Consider the following 17,525-nt stretch of genomic DNA (forward strand, 5'->3'; position numbering starts at 1 on the left):
AATTCCACTAACCTCTACAATTTTCTACTAATTATCGCTCATTACTCTGTGTTTGATCTCAGTTGGTTTGGGGTAATATCAGAAAATCCAAACGGCTTTAATATCCCCCTTGGGGAGTAAACGCTGTAATTAAACCACTGCAGTGTCTAATATTCTTGAGCTAATAACAAGTGTTTTTAACATTGACATTATTGGTAAAGCCAACTACCCCGAGGGTTGAAAGCAATAACCTAAACAATAAATACTTAACCTTTAACCAGTAAATAAACGTTAAGACTCTGCATATTACGGAGAATCTCACTAGGTTTATTCATTGGTAGAAGCAAGGTTTAACCTTGAATTTTTATGTCTTCTGTAGCCAAGAGCAGAATTTATGAATTTAAGGGGGATTTTAGAAGGCTATTGATTGAGCTCAGTACACTGATCATGTAGTCAAAAACTTGGTCAATAGCCATAAAAAGTCAATTGACGGGGGAAACATTATCCTTTGAGGTGATTGTCCAGTTACAATTTATCGGTAAAGTATCTATATCTAAGGCACTACATATAACCCGCTTAATTTGAGTTATTCGCTAACCAATTATCCAATAATTGATTCGCTTGTGCTTTTTTCTTGAAGGGATATGTGCTTTCAACAACTTGAATCAAATATTGTTGCGCTGCTTTTCGTCGCCCTTGCTTATCTAATACAATGGCTAAATGATATTTAACTGAGTTATTGTCTGCGTCTATTGCTAATGCTTTACGTAAATAAATTAGTGCCGCTTCATAATTGGCTAAATTAATTTCTCCCCAAGCAAGAGTATCTAATATGGTGACATTATTAGGGGCAATTGCCATAGCTCTTTTAGCAAAAACAATCGCTTGTTCAATTTCACCTTGTTCAATTAAGTTGTTAGCCAAGTTATTCAATAATGCCGGAGAATCAGAGTAAACCTTAAGGGCATTGTGGTAGAGGTTGGTTACTTTTTCATGTTTGTTTTGTAATTGATAAACATCTGCGAGTGCAATAACAAACTTCAACTCTAACTGCTCTGAACTATCAATTTGACTGGTTAATAAACGTTCCGCCTTGTTGAGTTTATTCAATTTCTTATAGGTTCGATATAAAGCCAGAATGCTCGCTGTTGATGGATTAATACTTAACGCTCTTTGATATAATGGCAAAGCTTGTGCGTATTGTCCTTGCTTAAAAAACAAGTCTCCAGCTAATAAATCAGCAACAGCCCCTTCTTTATCTTTTGAACGAATAATTTTAATTTGTTTAGCTGCTGCTTCTACCTTGCCACTAGCCATTAATAATTTAGTTAATAATATATGCGTAGCAACAACTTCATTATCCCAAGACAAAGATTTTTTTAGCGAAGAAATAGCGCCATTGATATCGTTAGCGGTTATTTGTGCATTAGCTAATATTGATAAAGCGTAAGCTCTATTGTTTTCCTCATCGACATAGTTTTCATACTGCTTTATCGCTTGTACATATTTTCGCTGAGTTAAATAAATACCGCCAAGCAATTCATGTAATTTGCCAATCGATTTTTTAGCGAGAATTTCTTCTAGTTTTAGTTGAATTTTATCTAATTGCTTGGTTTTTCGATAAACTTGCTCTAAAGCAATTAACGCACCAACATCTTCTTTATTTTCAGCTAAAATCTTTTCTAACCACAACGCGCTGTCACTATACTCCGCTAGTAAATAATACAATGAGGCGAGAGACTTCATAATCACAATATTCTTAGGGTACTGTTTTAGCAGTATGTTCAAGTCGATTTTTGCTTGATTAGTATTGCCTTGAATAACCAATAACTCTGTCAAGGCTACTTTTGCATCAACATAATCAGCTGATAAAGATACTGCTTGATTAAATGAAGATTCAGCCTCGGTTAACTGTTTGTTAGCTCTTAAGTTACTTCCATGTAAGAAGTGAAAATATGAGTTATCAGGAGCAATAACCACTAAGTTTTTACTGCGAGCAATGGCCTGATCAAATTGTCTTATATGATTAAAGCTGGTATTTAATGCTAATAAAGCCGGCACATAGTTAGGAAAAGCTTGTTCTATTTTTAACAGCAGTTCAATGGCCTTACTGTAATTTTCTTGCGCAATAAAGCTCTCTGCTAAATGCAATACAACATTTGGGTTGCTAGGGTTAATTTGTAATGATTCAATAAAGTAGCGCTGTGCACTTTCATACTGATTTAACCCCATAAAAGCACTTGCCAACAAGTTTAGAATCGTTTCATTCTTTGGAAAGTGGCGATTTGCTTTTCCTAATAATCTTTTAGCACTTTTAAATTCTTGTCGTGTTATTTCAATTTCAGCCAACATCACAATAGCCCGATAATCATTTACTAGGTCAAGGTATTGATTAAAAAACCCACTAGCTTCAACCAAACTATTTTGCTTATATAATATGTAACCTGCCAAATAGAGGTATTGTGGATTTTCTTGTCTAATGTTATCGGGTAATGCAGCTAATGTAGCTAAAATATTAGATAAGGTCTCTTCTAAGTATTCAGGTTGGCCTTTATTCGATGCTGCGATAACTCTAAGGTAGTTAGTTTGTGGTTCTTTTGGTGCTCTATCAAGAATATAGTCAATATCTTCCTCGGCAAGCTCAATATTACCTTGTGATAGCAAGACTTCTGCTTTTATCATGCGAGCGGCTAAGTAGTTCGGATTAAGCTCAATTGCCTGATTAAGTTGTTTTAGCGCGGCCTCAGAATCACCGGCAATTAAATATAACCTGGCACGGATCACTCGCGCACGACTAGGGATATTATAACCCTGTAGCGCTTTATCAGTATATTGCTCTGCCTTTTTAAATTGTTTACGGGCAAGAAAAATTTGCGCCTTACCTAAGTTTGCTAAGTTATAACCGGGGGCTAGCTTTAATGCGTAATCAAAGCTCTCTCCTGCAGCAACAAACTTTTTTAGTCCAATAAACGCTTGGCCACGTAAATAGGCAAGTTCAATTTCAAGTTCAGTGCGACTTTCTCCTGGAATTGTTAACTCTAATGCGGCTTTAAATTTTTGTTGAAACAATAGCGCTTTAGCTTTTAGCGGTCGAATAAGATCTAGATCAGCGCCCAATTCATTAGCATAATTTAACTCGACCTCTGCAGCGACACCATTCTCGTGGGCAAGTAATACCTTAGCGTATAAAATACGGCCTGCCATATGCTCCTTCTGATTTTGAAAGGTATTCTTTAAATGGATCATCGCCGCGCGGTAGTCTTGCTCTTCAAAACTAATTAACGACTTTTCATAATGCTCGTTGGCTTGAGATTTAGCAACCGTTTGCTCTGTAGCTTGTACCGTCAAAGAGCAAACCATGAAAAAGAGACTAGCGAGAAAAGAGTAATAACGTGAACGACCTATTTTCATGAAAAACCTTCCTTGAGAAATATATCTTTTATAGTAGAGCATAGAAAAAAGCACCGCTAGTTGCAGTGCTTTTTAATGAATTGGTGAAATTAATTTTATGAATGCTTAACTTAACTTAACTTGGCGACGAGATAATGATAAGCCGATAATACCTAAAGCAAAGATAGCAAATGATGTGGGCTCTGGTATATCCGTTGGGGGTAAACACTCAGGATCACAACGTTCGATAATGGTTGTCCCTTCTGAATTCCTCTTAGCGGGAGATGCATGGGAGTCACCAAGCGCTAAATAATTACTGATGTTATCTTTAGTTAAGCTATCTAAATCACCAAAAATATTTGAGTTGAACTCAAACTCATAACCAATATACATTAACCAATTATCACTAGTATGCTGTAAAGAATGTTTTGTGTTAAAAGTTCCATCATCCTCTCTGTTATTAGCTACATTGTATTCCATTGATGTTGCAATTTCACTTATGATAGCACTTGGGTGACTACCATCATAAGACCCTTCACCACCTTTTTTATAACCTGTTTTATCGTAACCAGCGCTTTCGTACACTACTTCACTATTATCCTTTTCTCCTTTACATGCATCATTAGAAACACTACTTCCATCCTCCCCAATACAAGACAGCAAATCAATTTCAAGTTTATAAGTAACATTATCATGCTTAACTACAAAGGGTTCATTATTCTTACTATTTCCAAATTTATCACTCCCTAAAATTTCCTCAAAAGTCCTAAACTTAGGCTTAGGGCTATCAGCCTTATATGTGCTTGAGAATGCTTTATCGGCGTCCCCCTCAAAATAATAATCCGTATTAGTTGTATTTATCTCTGATACCTTTTTTTTATTTGGGGCATAAGTAGTATCAATAAACTCCTCTGACATCATAAAGTATAAGTACTGCTTACCACCACTTCCTTCACCAAAATATAAAAAACCATTAGCATCATCAATACCATTAATTTTATAATTAACGGAAAAACCTATATCGTAAGTTTCACCATTACAACCAAAACAACCATCTACATCAAAATTGCCTGCGTTGACAACTATGCTAATAGACAGCAAAGCGGTTGCTATAAAAAACTTTTTAATAAACGCTATTGTTTTCATTCGTTACCCCAAAAGTGAAAAGCCTATGATATTGTTATTTTATTGCAATTTTCACACCCTTTTTACAAGCCATTATTTTATAGGCATTTTAAAATATTTTTACTGTTGGACTCTTAAATTCCAACATAAGGTGTAAAAAATGCTGACAATCATTATCGGCAGTTAGCTGTAAAGTTCACAGCTGAGTAAAAGGATTTCTTGAAGGTAGGTTTATTAATTGAGCGTAAAATTACTGTAACTTTTAGCGGTGTACCAAAAGTCGTACTATTTTACTGGTTTGATTTGATTTTATTTGAAGAAGGTTTTAGCAACCAATGCCTTGCTATATAACCAGTATATTTTGACGCCTGCCGCCATGATAATAAACTGCTTTATTCTCGCTTGGTTGGTGATTTCTCTAAGCTTTGAAAGATATTATACTAAGCGCTTAATGTTAGCATCAATGACTACGGAGCAAGTGAATGTTGCCATCTTCTAGCACTAGCCATTGATACTGTTTGGCTTGAGCAAAGACCATAGCAACAAAAAAGCCTCTACATTGCTGTAGAGGCTTTTTATTTGAATAAGTGAGTTGACACTATAAGCCGGGTTTTGTATCTCTTGCTTATCCTAAAATAAGTAAAAGTGACAATCATTCGTCTAGGCTATAAATCGCTCTATAGCTCAAGCAACCTACCCGGTTTCCACGCGAGCCACGCTTATATTATTAAAGCTTACGCCTAAATAATCATGAAACCCTATTTGGTCTTGCTCCAGGTGGAGTTTACCCTGCAATTACTGTTACCAGCAATCCGGTGCGCTCTTACCGCACCCTTTCAGCCTTACCTGTGCTTCTTTACTTATAAATAAGGAAGGAAGCCATCGGCGGTCTTCTCTCTGCTGCACTTGTCGTCGGCTCACGCCGCCCAGGCATTACCTGGCACCCTGCTCATTGGAGCCCGGACTTTCCTCCCGCTAGAAATACTTACGTAAACTAGCCAGCGATTGTCTGGTCAACTCGGCGCGCATTTTACCCTATCTCAGCAAAAAGTCTATGAACTTTAGTTAATCAGTATTAATTTAGAAGATTTCGCAAGGTTTAGGTTTTAAGGCTTAAAGCGACTTCATATAATGCATTTTTCTTTACACCATAAATTTCCGCGGCAATTGCACAGGCCTTTTTAGGTTTCATTTCAGTCAGTAGTAATTTAAGAGTATTAACGATTTCCGCAGAGATTTCATTTTCAACTTTCTTATGGCCCTCAATGATCAGCACCATCTCACCTTTAAGCTGATTAGCGTCTTGCTCAAGCCAAGTTAGAAAGTTTTCCGCACTATCGCTATGAATAGTTTCAAAGGTTTTTGTTAGCTCTCGAGCTATAACAATATAACGTTCGCCACCTAAAGTAGTAACAATATCTCGGACGGTATCAATTGCTCGGCGAGGAGCGTCGTAGAAAACCATGGTACGGGGTTCATCAACTAACGCCAGTAACGTTGCTTGTCTAGCACCTGATTTAGAAGGTAGAAATCCTTCAAAGGTAAATCTGTCAGTAGGTAAACCGGCAACAGATAAGGCCGAGATGGCGGCGCATGCGCCAGGGATAGGAGAAACATTTAAACCTAAGCTTCGACAATGACGGACAATATGAAAGCCAGGGTCACTGATTAGTGGTGTTCCGGCATCTGACACCAAGGCAATGGTTTTACCTTCCTTGAGCATATTAGCGACTTGATCTTGACGTTGTCGTTCATTATGGTCGTGCAATGACATGGTTTTATTTTTAATGGCAAAAGCAGATAGTAATTTACCTGTATGGCGAGTATCTTCACAAGCAATAACATCAACTTGCGTTAATATATCTATAGCCCTCTGGCTGATATCGCCTAAATTCCCAATCGGGGTTGCTACAATATAAAGGGTGGCTGGGGTTAGGGTGGTTTCACTCATGTCATTTACTTCACTTGATTTGGCGGATATTGGCGTATATTAGTTGTGACTAACTTCGTTGGCGTTTATTATAACCCCATACTGATAACAATATGCACGGATTTATTGATTGTGGTAAAAACAGCGTTATCGACAACAGGATTAAATTACTTCCCAATGGATTTTCAACAAATTAAATCTCGACTTTTACCCGCTTTATTATTAACGCTTTTAGCGAGCTGTAGTACCCAAAAAGTACCCGATGCAACTACAGATACAAATGTAGACACTGGACTTGAAGAAGTCACCATAGACGCCTCGGGTTTATCGGCAGAGCAACATTTAGCCCTAATACAAGATTTAGCGCCAGACCTGGCTGTTGATCAGCTAATTATCGCAACAACCTTGTTCTTTCAACAAGAGAATTACCCTAAAGCCCTCTGGCTTGCCGATAAAACCTTGCCGTTAATCGATGTCTCAACACCTAATCACAATCAGGTTAAGATGCAATTAACCTTGATTAAGGCCGATAGTTTACAGCAGCTTGGATTTTTCCAAGAGTGCTATCTACAACTCAATCAGCTTGAGCAATTCGCTAATGAAAATGCCATTTCACTCTCGGCCAAATATTACCGACTGTTAAGTATTGCACTACAAGAAAAACAACAACCTATAGCAGCATTAAATGCTCAGCTTTATGAATTCCAAATAACAGATAAAAAGGCGCAAAGTCAGCAACAAGTTGAAAATATTTGGCAAGGATTGCAACGCTTATCACAATGGCAACTGGCTTTAGCCGCTTTAGATAAAGCGCCTTTAAGTGAGGGTTGGCTAAAGTTAACCGCAATTGCTAATAAATATGGCGATAAGCCCGAAAAAATTCACTCACAACTGGCTATATGGCAAAGCAATTACCAATACCATCCGGCAAATATCATTGCCAAGCAGCTTGCTAGCCAAGTTCTTGTAGTCAAAAAAATTGAAAACATCGCGGTAATTTTACCGTTAAGTGGCAAACAGTATTCTGCAGGACTTGCTATCCAACAAGGAATACTGGCAAGTTTTGCCAATGATGAGAGTAAAAAAATTCACTTTATCAATAGTAATACCGTTAATTGGTATGGCTTGAGCAATGAGCTCTCCACCTTAGAAATAGATTATGTTATTGGGCCATTACTTAAATCAAATGTCGATAGATACATCAAGTACACCAGTGTCCAAGCGCAGTCCCAAAACGACTTCATGCTTGATACTACCGCTCAGTCATTTACCCTTAATCAAAGCAAAAACTTAGTAGATAGTGAAACACCTAACCTAGAAGGCTCTTTTGATTACCTACCGGCCATAGATAGTGACTCTGCAATTCAAAGCTACTTACAACCAATGGATAATGCCAAAACCCTCTCAACACTATTGTTAAACATGCCAACCACAGCCTTATTAGCCGAGCAACATACCGTTTTTTCAATGCGCCCCGAAGATGAAGCAAAGCAGGCCGCAGCAACGTTAAGTCGCCAAAATTATCAACACCCCATAGTGCTAAGTCAAAAAAACATTGTCAGCAAGCGTATTGCTAGAGCTTTTGTTAAACAATGGCACCGTATTACCGGCGACACTATTGAGGTTGTTTACTACGATACTGGCGCGCAAATGCAAGCTAATATTAAGGCAAGTTTATCTGTAGATAAGAGTATGGCGCGTATTAGTAAACTTAAAAGCCGACTCAATCAAAGTATCAAGTCACAAACAAGAAATCGTCGCGATATAGATATGATTTACCTTGTTGGTAGTCCTCAGAAAACACGCTTAGTTAAGCCTTATATTGAAGTGAACATCAGCCCATTTGCTGATACTATTCCCGTTTATGCTAGCTCCCGCAGTCATAGTACAAAAAGTGATTACAGCAGTGGTAGTGATTTACAAGGCTTAACCTTTACCGAGATCCCTTGGTTATTAACTAGCGATCAAAATGCTGATTTAGCCAACCTCAGTCAAGCGCTTTGGCCAAACCGTAGTGATGGTCTATCTCGCCTATTCGCCATGGGTTTTGATAGCTACCAACTTATTGATAAAATCCCTTTGATGAAGCAAGCCCCTTACCTACAACATTGGGGGCAAACCGGCGTATTAAAGCTAAATAAGAGTAATGTGCTAACGCGTAGCTTCCTTTGGGGTTCGTATAAGCACAATAAGGTTGTCACTATTGTTATGGAATAAGGGTTCACTTAAAGAGAATGTGACTAGTACTGATAAAGGCTGCATTACCGAGCGATTTGCTGAGTTATATTTATCTAAGCAAGGTCTCACCTTAGTCGAGAAAAACTATCATAGTCGCCGAGGAGAGATCGACCTGATCATGCTTGATGGTGATACTTATGTTTTTATTGAAGTAAAGTATCGTAAAGGCAGCGCATTTGGCGGAGCCATTGCCGCTATTCCAGTAGCTAAGCAAAAAAAAATTAAACATTGCGTAACATTTTACCTACATCAAGCCGGGTTAAATGAATATAATACCCCTTGTCGTATTGATGTCATAGCGCTTGAAGGTGAGATTAGCCAACCACAAGTTACTTGGCTTAAGAACGCTTTTTAGATAGATTAATACTATAAACAATATAGCCACGGAGTTAGCTTTCAATGCTAGAACAGATTAAAAATAATTTTAAAGAAAGCATACAAACACAAATTGCTGCTAGCGAGCTATTAGCCCCATCTATTGAACATGCGGGCATGATGATGGTGCAATGCCTATTAAGTGGCAATAAAATCATCTCTTGTGGCAATGGTGGCTCAGCCGGCCATGCACAACACTTTTGTGCGCAGCTACTCAATAAATATGAAACGGAGCGCCCTAGCCTGCCAGCCATTTCACTTAACAGTGATATATCTACCATCACCTCTATCGCCAATGACTATCAATATGACGAAGTATTCTCTAAGCAAATTCGAGCGCTAGGTCTTAATGGCGACGTATTATTAGCTATTTCTACTAGTGGTAATTCCCGTAATGTCGTAAAAGCCATTGAGAGTGCAGTATCGCGTGATATTCCTATCATTGCCCTTACCGGCGGTGATGGTGGTGATATTGCGGGTTTATTAGGTGAAAATGATGTCGAAATACGTGTACCTTCCTCGAGAACTTCAAGAATTCAAGAAGTACATTTAGTTGTTATTCATAGTCTTTGTGAAATTATAGATACTACTTTATTTCCTCAAAGTGAATCGTAAATGTTTACCTTAAGAGATAACGATAGCAAGCCCAAACTAACGACAAGCTTTGCTACCAGTAACGTAGCTCGACTTGCCGGTATGTTAATGCTCGTTTCAGTGCTGCAAGGTTGTGCCCTAGCCACGGTTGTTGCGGTTACCGCTGGTGCGACTATGGTGGCCGATAGGCGCAGTTTCAGTAAGCAAATTGACGATCAAACCATTGAATTTTATGCCTATAACGAACTCGCTAAACAAAAGGCATTATCAAAAAACACCAACTTACATGTAATCTCGATGAATGGCACTGTTTTACTCATTGGCCAAGCACCTAACACTTACCTTCGAGACCTAGCGGTAAAAACAGTGCAAGAAGTCTCTGATATTGTCGTCATACATAATCAGATTCGCATCAGTTCTACCATAGCAGTAACAACAAAAAGTAATGATGTTTGGCTAACGTCTAAAGTTAAATCGGCGTTACTGGCCAATGGCGAGGTTAATGCTAAAGATGTTAAAGTGGTAACAGAAAACTCAGAAGTATTCCTGCTCGGTTTAGTGACCAAAGAAGAGGCGCGTATTGTGGTGGAAATAACCCGTAACATCAGCGGTGTTAGTCGGGTAATTAAAGTCTTTGAATATATTTAATCTTAGCCAGTAGTGCTAACAATAAAGCCGGTAACCTTATTAAAAGTTACCGGCTTTATTCAAACTGAAAGTGTATTAAAAATTATTTGATAATTTTCAAACTCACTTTACTCTTTCCTTTCGGCTTAATCGATTCACCTGTCTCTCTACCTGTCGAAGCAACGCTACTTAACGGTGACTTCGGTTTTTCAGCTACTTCAACTATCTCATCTTCACCCTCAGTAGGATGTTCAATGGGCAATGAAGTCCCCGCACCGTTTTCTTTGGCATAGATAGCACCAATGGCACCGTAAGGTACCGTGAGATGCTCTAATATTCCGCCAAAACGGGCACTGAACTCAATGGTTTTATCACCTAAGGCAATAGTACCAACAGCTGAACGGGCAATGTTTAAAACAATCTGTCCGTCAGCAACATAACTCATGGGCACCAATACACCGTAGACATTAACGTCTACCATGATATACGGGGTTAGATCATTATCCGAGATCCACTCATAGAAAGCCTTAATTAAATAAGGCTTATTTGAGCTCATTGAGCTAGGTGTAGCGTCTTCCATTAGGCAGGGTGACCAAAGCGCAATTCACGCTCAGTTTCAGTTAACGATGCTTGGAAAGATTCACGTTCAAACAAGCGTAACATATAGGTTTTAAGTTCTTTCGAACCTTGCCCAGACAACTCAATACCAAATACTGGTAAACGCCATAATAACGGAGCAATATAACAATCTACCAAACTGTACTCTTCACTCATAAAGTAAGGTGCTTCGTTTAAGATTGGTGCAATGCTTAATAAGCTTTCTGTTAACTCTTTACGAGCTTTAGCTGCTTCAGCAACCGTGCCTGACATGATCACTTTAGTAAGACTATACCAATCTTGCTCGATACGATGCATCATCAAACGGCTACGACCACGTGATACTGGATACACTGGCATTAATGGTGGATGAGGAAAACGCTCATCTAAATATTCAACAATGATTTTAGCTTCATATAGCGCTAATTCACGGTCAATTAAAGTCGGCACAGTACCATATGGATTCAAGTCCAATAGGTCTTCAGGCAAGTTAGCTAAATCAACTAAGTTGATGTCAACACCAACACCTTTTTCTGCTAAAACAATGCGTGTCTGATGACTGTACATATCATCGGCATGAGAGAACAACGTCATCACAGAGCGTTTATTTGCTGCTACGGCCATAGAGCCTCCTAAAATCATTTACATTAAAAACTAACAAAGGGGAATTTGATATTTTACCATCAAATTCCCCTGAAATATTTTACATCAATAACTTAATGTACGTCTTTCCAATATTCTCTCTTAAGGAAGTAAGTAAGAATAAAGAAGAAGAACAAGAAAGCTAATACCCAATAACCAAGGGCTTTACGCTCAAGTTTATTTGGCTCACCAACATATTCTAAAAAGTTAGTTAAATCACGAACAACTACATCATACTCTTCAGCAGTTAAAGTACCACCCATTGCTGGAGATAGCTTACCATGTTCGTCAATAGTGCTAACACCTTGCAAATCTTGCAATACATGTGGCATACCAACATCTTTAAATACCGTGTTATTTACGCCAAACGGACGATTTTCATCAATATGGAATGAACGTAAATAAGTATAGATCCAATCTGGGCTACGAAAACGCGCTTCCAAGGTTAAATCAGGTGGCGCACTACCAAACCACTTTGCTGCTTCTTTTTTCGGCATAGCGTTAAGAATATGGCCACCAACTTTATCACCTGTGTACATATAATTAGCAATACCGTCAGCTTCTTCAATACCTAAATCGTCAAAAGTACGACCGTAACGTTGGTACTGTAACTGATGACAACCTAAACAATAGTTGATATAGGTTTTAAAACCTTTTTTAAGTGATTCTTTATCAGATAAATCATTATTTGCTTTATCTAAATGAACACTTGGCCCAGAAGCAATCGCGGAGAACGGCACAAGAGCCGTTACACTGCAAAGCATGCCGAAAGTAACGGCGATAATTAATTTTTTCATTAGTCAGCAATCCTCTCAGGCATTGGTTTAGTATTTTCATTCTTGCTGTAGAACCATAAAGCAACGAAGAAACCAAAGTAACCAAAACTAGCAATAGCACCAATCAAGTTAGCCGTTGGTGTAGCAGGCATAGTACCTAAAGCACCAAGCACAACAAAACAAATTGAAAATTGAATTAGGTTGATTAAGTGCCACTTCGAGCGATAACGTACAGACTTAACCGTACCGCGATCAAACCAAGGTAATAAGAACAACACGATAATAGCGGAGAACATACCAATAGCACCTAACATTGCATTAGGTATAACACGTAAAATGGTATAGAAGGGACCAAAATACCATACTGGCGCAATATGCTCAGGCGTTTTCAAACCGTTTGCTGGAGTGAAGTTTGGCGCTTCCATAAAGTAGCCACCACCCTCTGGGGCAAAGAACATTACCCAACAGAATAGGAATAAGAAGCCAACAACAAACATAATATCTTTAACGGTGTAATAAGGATGGAAGGGTACCGCATCAACAATATCGTATTTATCGCTATATTGCTTATGGAAGGTAAATTTACTTATCTCTTCAGGTTTCATACTGCCTTTAGGTTTCTTAATATCGATACCTTCGGGATTGTTAGAACCCACTTCATGTAAGGCTAGGATATGTAAAAACACCAAGATAACTAACACTAACGGCAAAGCAATAACGTGTAACGCGAAGAAACGGTTTAAGGTCGCCCCGGATATGACGTAATCCCCTCGTATCCATAACGTTAAGTCATCTCCAATAATAGGAACCAAGCCAAAGATAGAGATAATAACTTGTGCACCCCAATAGGACATGTTGCCCCAAGGTAATAAGTAGCCCATAAAAGCTTCAGCCATCAACACTAAGAAGATCAACATACCGAAGATCCACAGTAGTTCACGTGGTTTTTGATACGAGCCATACATTAGGCCGCGCACCATATGCAAGTATACAACAATGAAAAAGGCAGATGCCCCCGTTGAATGCATATAACGTAGTAACCAACCAAAGTCGACATCACGCATGATATATTCAATTGATGCAAAAGCACCCTCGCCAGATGGCTCGTAATTCATCGTTAACCAAATACCGGTAAAGATTTGGTTAACTAGTACTAACATGGCTAAAGAGCCAAAAATGTACCAAAAGTTAAAGTTTTTTGGTGCTGGATATTGTGCTATATGCTTGTTCCATGCATCTGTCACGGGTAAACGTTGATCTATCCAACCCATGAAATCGGTAAATACTTTCATTAACATTATGCAGCTCCCTTATTTACATCTGGGCTTACACCAATTAATAAGGTGTCATTACCCGTAAATGAATGCTCAGGAACCACTAAGTTTAATGGTGCAGGAACGCCCTGAAAAACTCGGCCAGCCATATCAAACTTACTTCCATGACAAGGACAGTAGAAACCGTTTGGCACGCCTTCAACGAATTCTTCGAAATCTCCGCCGTGATGAGTTGGCGCGCAACCTAAATGGGTACATACACCAAGAGCAACTAAAAATTCTGGCTTAATAGAACGATAAGGGTTAGTTGCATACTCAGGTTGTTGTGCCTTTTCCGAATTTGGATCTCGTAACTGGTCATCATGTTTAGCTAAATCACTAACTGTTTTTTCCGTTCTACGGACAACGTAAACAGGTTTACCACGCCATTCTGCACGGATTAATTGACCAGGCTGTATTTTACCTACATTGACTTCAACTGGAGCACCCGCAGCTTTCGCGCGAGCACTTGGGTTCCAGGAAGCAATAAAAGGCACAGCAGCTCCAACCACACCAGCACCACCAACAACTGCAGTAGCAGCGGTTAGGAAGCGTCTGCGGCTGTTATTTACAGGCACATTGCTCATTCATACTCTCCAACTAAGACCCTAACAAAACAGTTACTTTTTAATAGCAAACTAAACGCTATATTGATTGTTCGCCATAAGCGTAGCACTGTTTTGTTAGCTCAAATTCATACCAAGTGGTATATCGACAAAAAAATTTTTACGATCATAAAGAAATAGCGTGTTTTTTACAAGGTAAAAAGGGCCTTAAGCACTGTAAAAGCTGAAATACTTTGAAATACTTTGAAATAGATTCAATAAAGCAAATTTAGGCAAGTGGAATTGTAATGACAGGTTGTTTAGCTAGGAAATTAAACACATAACAAAATTGATACAAGTTCGGCTTTTGAAGCGACATATACATTTTGCCTATGTGGCTCATATTTTCTAAATGATCTGCATTTAAGCAAGGCGTAGAATTATGAGTCCCTGTTTATTTTAGCTAAATCGTAGCTTAACTAAATGACTGGGACCACAAAAAGAGGAACCGTAGGCGGGAACTTGTTCGCGCTTGAATAGGTCCACATGCGTTACGTGCCTAAATTCAAGACATAAAAAAACCGACACAAGGTCGGTTTTTGAAGCCAGATATACATATTGCATATGTGGCTCATATTTTCTAAATGATCTGCATTTAGGCAAGGCGTTGAATTATGAGTCCCTGAATTTAGATTAACTAAATGACTGGGACGAATAATGATAACAACGCAGCATAAATGCTGAGCATAACGAAAATTAACGTTTTGAGAATTGTGGCTTCTTACGTGCTTTATGAAGACCAACTTTCTTACGTTCAACTTTACGAGCATCACGAGTAACAAAACCAGCTTGGCGTAAAGCGCCACGCAATGTTTCATCAAAAACCATTAATGCACGAGTAATACCGTGACGAATCGCGCCAGCTTGACCAGAAATACCACCACCAACTACAGTGATGTTAAAGTCAAACTTTTCTACCATTTCAACTAACTCTAATGGTTGACGAACAACCATAACAGCCGTTTCACGTGGAAAGTATTCCGCGATATCACGTTTATTAATTGTGATAGTACCGTTACCAGCTTTCATGAACACACGAGCAGTTGAGCTCTTGCGACGACCAGTACCGTAATATTGATTATCAGCCATTGCTTAAAGCTCCAAAAGTTGTGGTTGTTGTGCAGTATGTGCATGCTCTGGGCCTGCATATACTTTTAATTTGCGGAACATTTCACGACCTAAAGGACCTTTAGGTAACATGCCTTTAACAGCAAATTCAAGAACGCGTGTTGGTGCTTTTTCAATTAGCTTTTCAAAGCTAATTTGCTTAAGACCACCAGGGAACTCAGTATGCGAGTAGTAAATTTTACCTTTCGCTTTGTTACCTGTTACACGTACTTTTTCAGCATTGATAACAACGATATAATCGCCAGTATCTACGTGAGGAGTATATTCTACTTTATGCTTACCGCGTAAACGGCTTGCAATTTCAGTTGCGATACGACCTAAAGTTTTATCTTCGGCGTCCACTAAGAACCATTCGCGTTGTACGCTTGCTGGTTTAGCTACAAAAGTTTTCATTTAAAAACCCAATCTTAATAATGTTACTTAAATAATAATTTAAACATTTCCTAAAAAATGCTAATTATCGGTTAAAATGGACTACGCCATTGCCCCTTCGAGCATCGAGCCCAGCGCCTCTATTTATAGGATACTCCTCACTAAAGTTAAGGAGAATCCAAAAAAGCTACAGGCATTTGTAACGTAGGGAGCGCGCATTATACAGAAAGATGTGATAAAGGTCACCTATATTAGCTATTGTTTTATTAAATAAGCTGAGTTCGACTTAACCACTGCTTCTCTTAATAGCTACTTTTGCTTATTTTACCTTGAATTCACCTATATATAGGTTAGTTGTATGCTCGTAAATTACGCCTTAATCTAAGCAAAACTTACAAGTTAGTAATAATCGGAATAAATTAATCGATAAAGCCATTGTGTTAACTATTTATTAACCTATGCTCAGGTTAACCCGAATATAGGTTCAATAAAGTGAGTAAATAAACCATGCCGCTATTACAGGGGAAGCTTAACTTAGTAGGTTCGTTAATCAGTGACAATTTCTGTCCATAACCTCCACTACAACATCAAACAGGATCTAAATAACTGCAGCAGGACTTATATCCAAGTCTAGGTCAGTGACTACTTGTAATGGCCTGTAATGGCCTGAATTTCTTTATTACTGTAAATTATTAGTTGTCACAGCTCATTAAATCTATTATTTGTCATAACGGAGTTCTATCTGGTTATATTTAATACTGCTATTACCTACAAAACAGTCCATTTTTTAACAAACACTCAGTTAACATAAATTTACATCTCCTGAGTTATCTTGAACCTAATCTCCCTTAATGTAGGTAGTTTTAAGAAAGTAAAAAAACTGCGCAAAAGTTAACCGTTAGTTAATAATGGGTTATAAAATAATCGTTCAGTGATTGACCAGTAATAAAAAGTAAAAAAAAGTCGCAACAAAGTTTTACATTTGTAATTTTTTGTCGCAAGATGAAGTTAGCCCCCATAAATTAAATGGAAATATAATAATGAAAAACTTACAACAAATGAAAAAAAGCTCACAAAAGGGTTTTACCCTGATTGAATTAATGATCGTTGTGGCGATTATCGGTATTTTGGCGGCAATAGCCTTACCTGCTTACAAAACTTATACTGACAGAGCCAGGTTTTCTGAAGTAGTACTAGCGTCAACACCAGCAAAAACAGCGGTCACCCTTTGTATTCAAACCGGTACTAGTTGTGCTCTATTAGAGCAAGGTGATATCACCGATGGCTGGGCCAATGGCCCTCATGTAGACACGGTTGTTGTTGAAATCGAGATGGAAGACGTTGTGGATGCTAATGGTAACGTAACAGGAACGGTAGCTGTAGATGGCGGTACCGTTACCATTACCGTTACTGCTGAGGCAAGTTCTTTTGCTAGCAATGCATATACCTATATTTTAATCGGAACACGAAATGCCAATGGCGCAACTACGTGGACTAATAACACAGGTTCATGTACTGCCGCTGGCCTTTGTTAATAAATACTACAAGATAGGCTCAGCACCAGGTTAAAGCTTAATAGCTGACCTAATACTAAAAAGCTCCTACGGGAGCTTTTTTTGTTTTAATCACTTTCAGTAACCAAATTAGTAAGACACAATAAATTAATAAGACACCCACTCAAAATGATATAACAAAAAATGTCAGCTATGCTCAAATAATCACCTCTAAATTTCATTGGCACTTTGTATGGTTACACCACGCAAAAGACAAATTAGTTTAACTGATACTCAATATTATCACTGTGTGCGTCGCGCGTACCTTTGTGGCAAAGACT

General features: G+C 38.5%; 15 protein-coding genes, 1 other RNA gene and 1 pseudogene. 6 read left to right on the forward strand and 11 right to left on the reverse strand.

Annotation, left to right across the window (positions count from 1 at the left end; translation table 11 throughout):
* Nucleotides 1-555 precede the first annotated feature (555 nt).
* From prsT to rsmI, 4 genes are all read right to left on the reverse strand, one after another.
* Nucleotides 556-3,390 (reverse strand): XrtA/PEP-CTERM system TPR-repeat protein PrsT, encoded by a 2,835-nt coding sequence (gene prsT, locus F580_RS0107890; RefSeq protein WP_019027170.1) that lies wholly within the window; start codon nucleotides 3,388-3,390, stop codon nucleotides 556-558.
* Between the two features lie 105 nt (nucleotides 3,391-3,495).
* Nucleotides 3,496-4,515, reverse strand: a complete 1,020-nt coding sequence (locus F580_RS0107895; protein ID WP_019027171.1) for a PEP-CTERM sorting domain-containing protein — start codon at nucleotides 4,513-4,515, stop codon at nucleotides 3,496-3,498.
* Between the two features lie 563 nt (nucleotides 4,516-5,078).
* Nucleotides 5,079-5,515: RNase P RNA component class A (gene rnpB / locus F580_RS25470), an RNA gene on the reverse strand.
* 78 nt (nucleotides 5,516-5,593) lie between these two features.
* Entirely contained in the window at nucleotides 5,594-6,445 is an 852-nt protein-coding gene (gene rsmI / locus F580_RS0107905) for a 16S rRNA (cytidine(1402)-2'-O)-methyltransferase (protein WP_019027173.1), read from the reverse strand.
* A gap of 45 nt (nucleotides 6,446-6,490) precedes the next feature.
* Between rsmI and F580_RS0107910 the strand changes: the two genes are divergently transcribed.
* The 4 genes from F580_RS0107910 to F580_RS0107925 are packed head-to-tail and all read left to right on the forward strand — an operon-like array spanning nucleotide 6,491 to nucleotide 10,279.
* Entirely contained in the window at nucleotides 6,491-8,641 is a 2,151-nt protein-coding gene (locus F580_RS0107910) for a penicillin-binding protein activator (RefSeq protein WP_040357062.1), read from the forward strand.
* A complete protein-coding gene (locus tag F580_RS0107915) occupies nucleotides 8,628-9,017 on the forward strand; it encodes a YraN family protein (protein ID WP_019027175.1) in 390 nt (129 codons plus the stop codon). Before F580_RS0107910 ends, F580_RS0107915 begins: the two co-directional genes overlap by 14 nt.
* Nucleotides 9,018-9,061: 44 nt before the next feature.
* Nucleotides 9,062-9,652, forward strand: coding sequence for a phosphoheptose isomerase (locus tag F580_RS0107920; protein ID WP_019027176.1), 591 nt, complete (start codon nucleotides 9,062-9,064; stop codon nucleotides 9,650-9,652).
* Nucleotides 9,653-10,279, forward strand: a complete 627-nt coding sequence (locus F580_RS0107925) for a BON domain-containing protein (RefSeq protein ID WP_019027177.1) — start codon at nucleotides 9,653-9,655, stop codon at nucleotides 10,277-10,279.
* 82 nt (nucleotides 10,280-10,361) lie between these two features.
* Here F580_RS0107925 and F580_RS0107930 read toward each other — a convergent pair whose 3' ends face one another.
* The 7 genes from F580_RS0107930 to rplM form a co-directional block, all read right to left on the reverse strand.
* Entirely contained in the window at nucleotides 10,362-10,838 is a 477-nt protein-coding gene (locus F580_RS0107930) for a ClpXP protease specificity-enhancing factor (RefSeq protein ID WP_019027178.1), read from the reverse strand.
* The gene (sspA, locus tag F580_RS0107935) at nucleotides 10,838-11,479 is read right to left on the reverse strand and encodes a stringent starvation protein SspA (RefSeq protein ID WP_019027179.1); all 642 of its coding nucleotides are present in this window, start codon (nucleotides 11,477-11,479) and stop codon (nucleotides 10,838-10,840) included. Before sspA ends, F580_RS0107930 begins: the two co-directional genes overlap by 1 nt.
* A 92-nt stretch (nucleotides 11,480-11,571) precedes the next feature.
* Nucleotides 11,572-12,294 (reverse strand): cytochrome c1, encoded by a 723-nt coding sequence (locus tag F580_RS0107940; protein ID WP_019027180.1) that lies wholly within the window; start codon nucleotides 12,292-12,294, stop codon nucleotides 11,572-11,574.
* Nucleotides 12,294-13,571, reverse strand: a complete 1,278-nt coding sequence (locus tag F580_RS0107945; RefSeq protein ID WP_019027181.1) for a cytochrome b — start codon at nucleotides 13,569-13,571, stop codon at nucleotides 12,294-12,296. Before F580_RS0107945 ends, F580_RS0107940 begins: the two co-directional genes overlap by 1 nt.
* Nucleotides 13,571-14,173: a ubiquinol-cytochrome c reductase iron-sulfur subunit gene (petA, locus tag F580_RS0107950; protein WP_019027182.1), complete on the reverse strand. Its 603-nt coding sequence runs from the start codon at nucleotides 14,171-14,173 to the stop codon at nucleotides 13,571-13,573. The genes F580_RS0107945 and petA overlap by 1 nt, the downstream gene beginning before the upstream one ends.
* Nucleotides 14,174-14,887: 714 nt before the next feature.
* Nucleotides 14,888-15,280, reverse strand: coding sequence for a 30S ribosomal protein S9 (rpsI, locus tag F580_RS26310; protein WP_019027183.1), 393 nt, complete (start codon nucleotides 15,278-15,280; stop codon nucleotides 14,888-14,890).
* A 3-nt stretch (nucleotides 15,281-15,283) separates the two neighbouring features.
* Nucleotides 15,284-15,712 carry a 50S ribosomal protein L13 gene (gene rplM, locus F580_RS26315; protein ID WP_019027184.1) on the reverse strand — a complete coding sequence of 143 codons (429 nt, stop codon included), beginning with the start codon at nucleotides 15,710-15,712 and terminating at the stop codon, nucleotides 15,284-15,286.
* Between the two features lie 1,037 nt (nucleotides 15,713-16,749).
* On the opposite strand from rplM, the gene F580_RS0107965 reads away from it, so the two are divergent.
* Together F580_RS0107965 and F580_RS26845 are read left to right on the forward strand one after the other, a co-directional pair.
* A complete protein-coding gene (locus F580_RS0107965) occupies nucleotides 16,750-17,226 on the forward strand; it encodes a pilin (protein WP_026301325.1) in 477 nt (158 codons plus the stop codon).
* Nucleotides 17,227-17,437: 211 nt separating this feature from the next.
* A pseudogene (locus F580_RS26845) lies at nucleotides 17,438-17,524 on the forward strand (Mobile element protein); the annotation flags it as partial.
* Between the last annotated feature and the right edge of the window lies 1 nt (nucleotide 17,525).

Origin of the sequence: Colwellia piezophila ATCC BAA-637 (assembly GCF_000378625.1) — a bacterium.
GTDB classification, from domain to species: domain Bacteria; phylum Pseudomonadota; class Gammaproteobacteria; order Enterobacterales; family Alteromonadaceae; genus Colwellia; species Colwellia piezophila.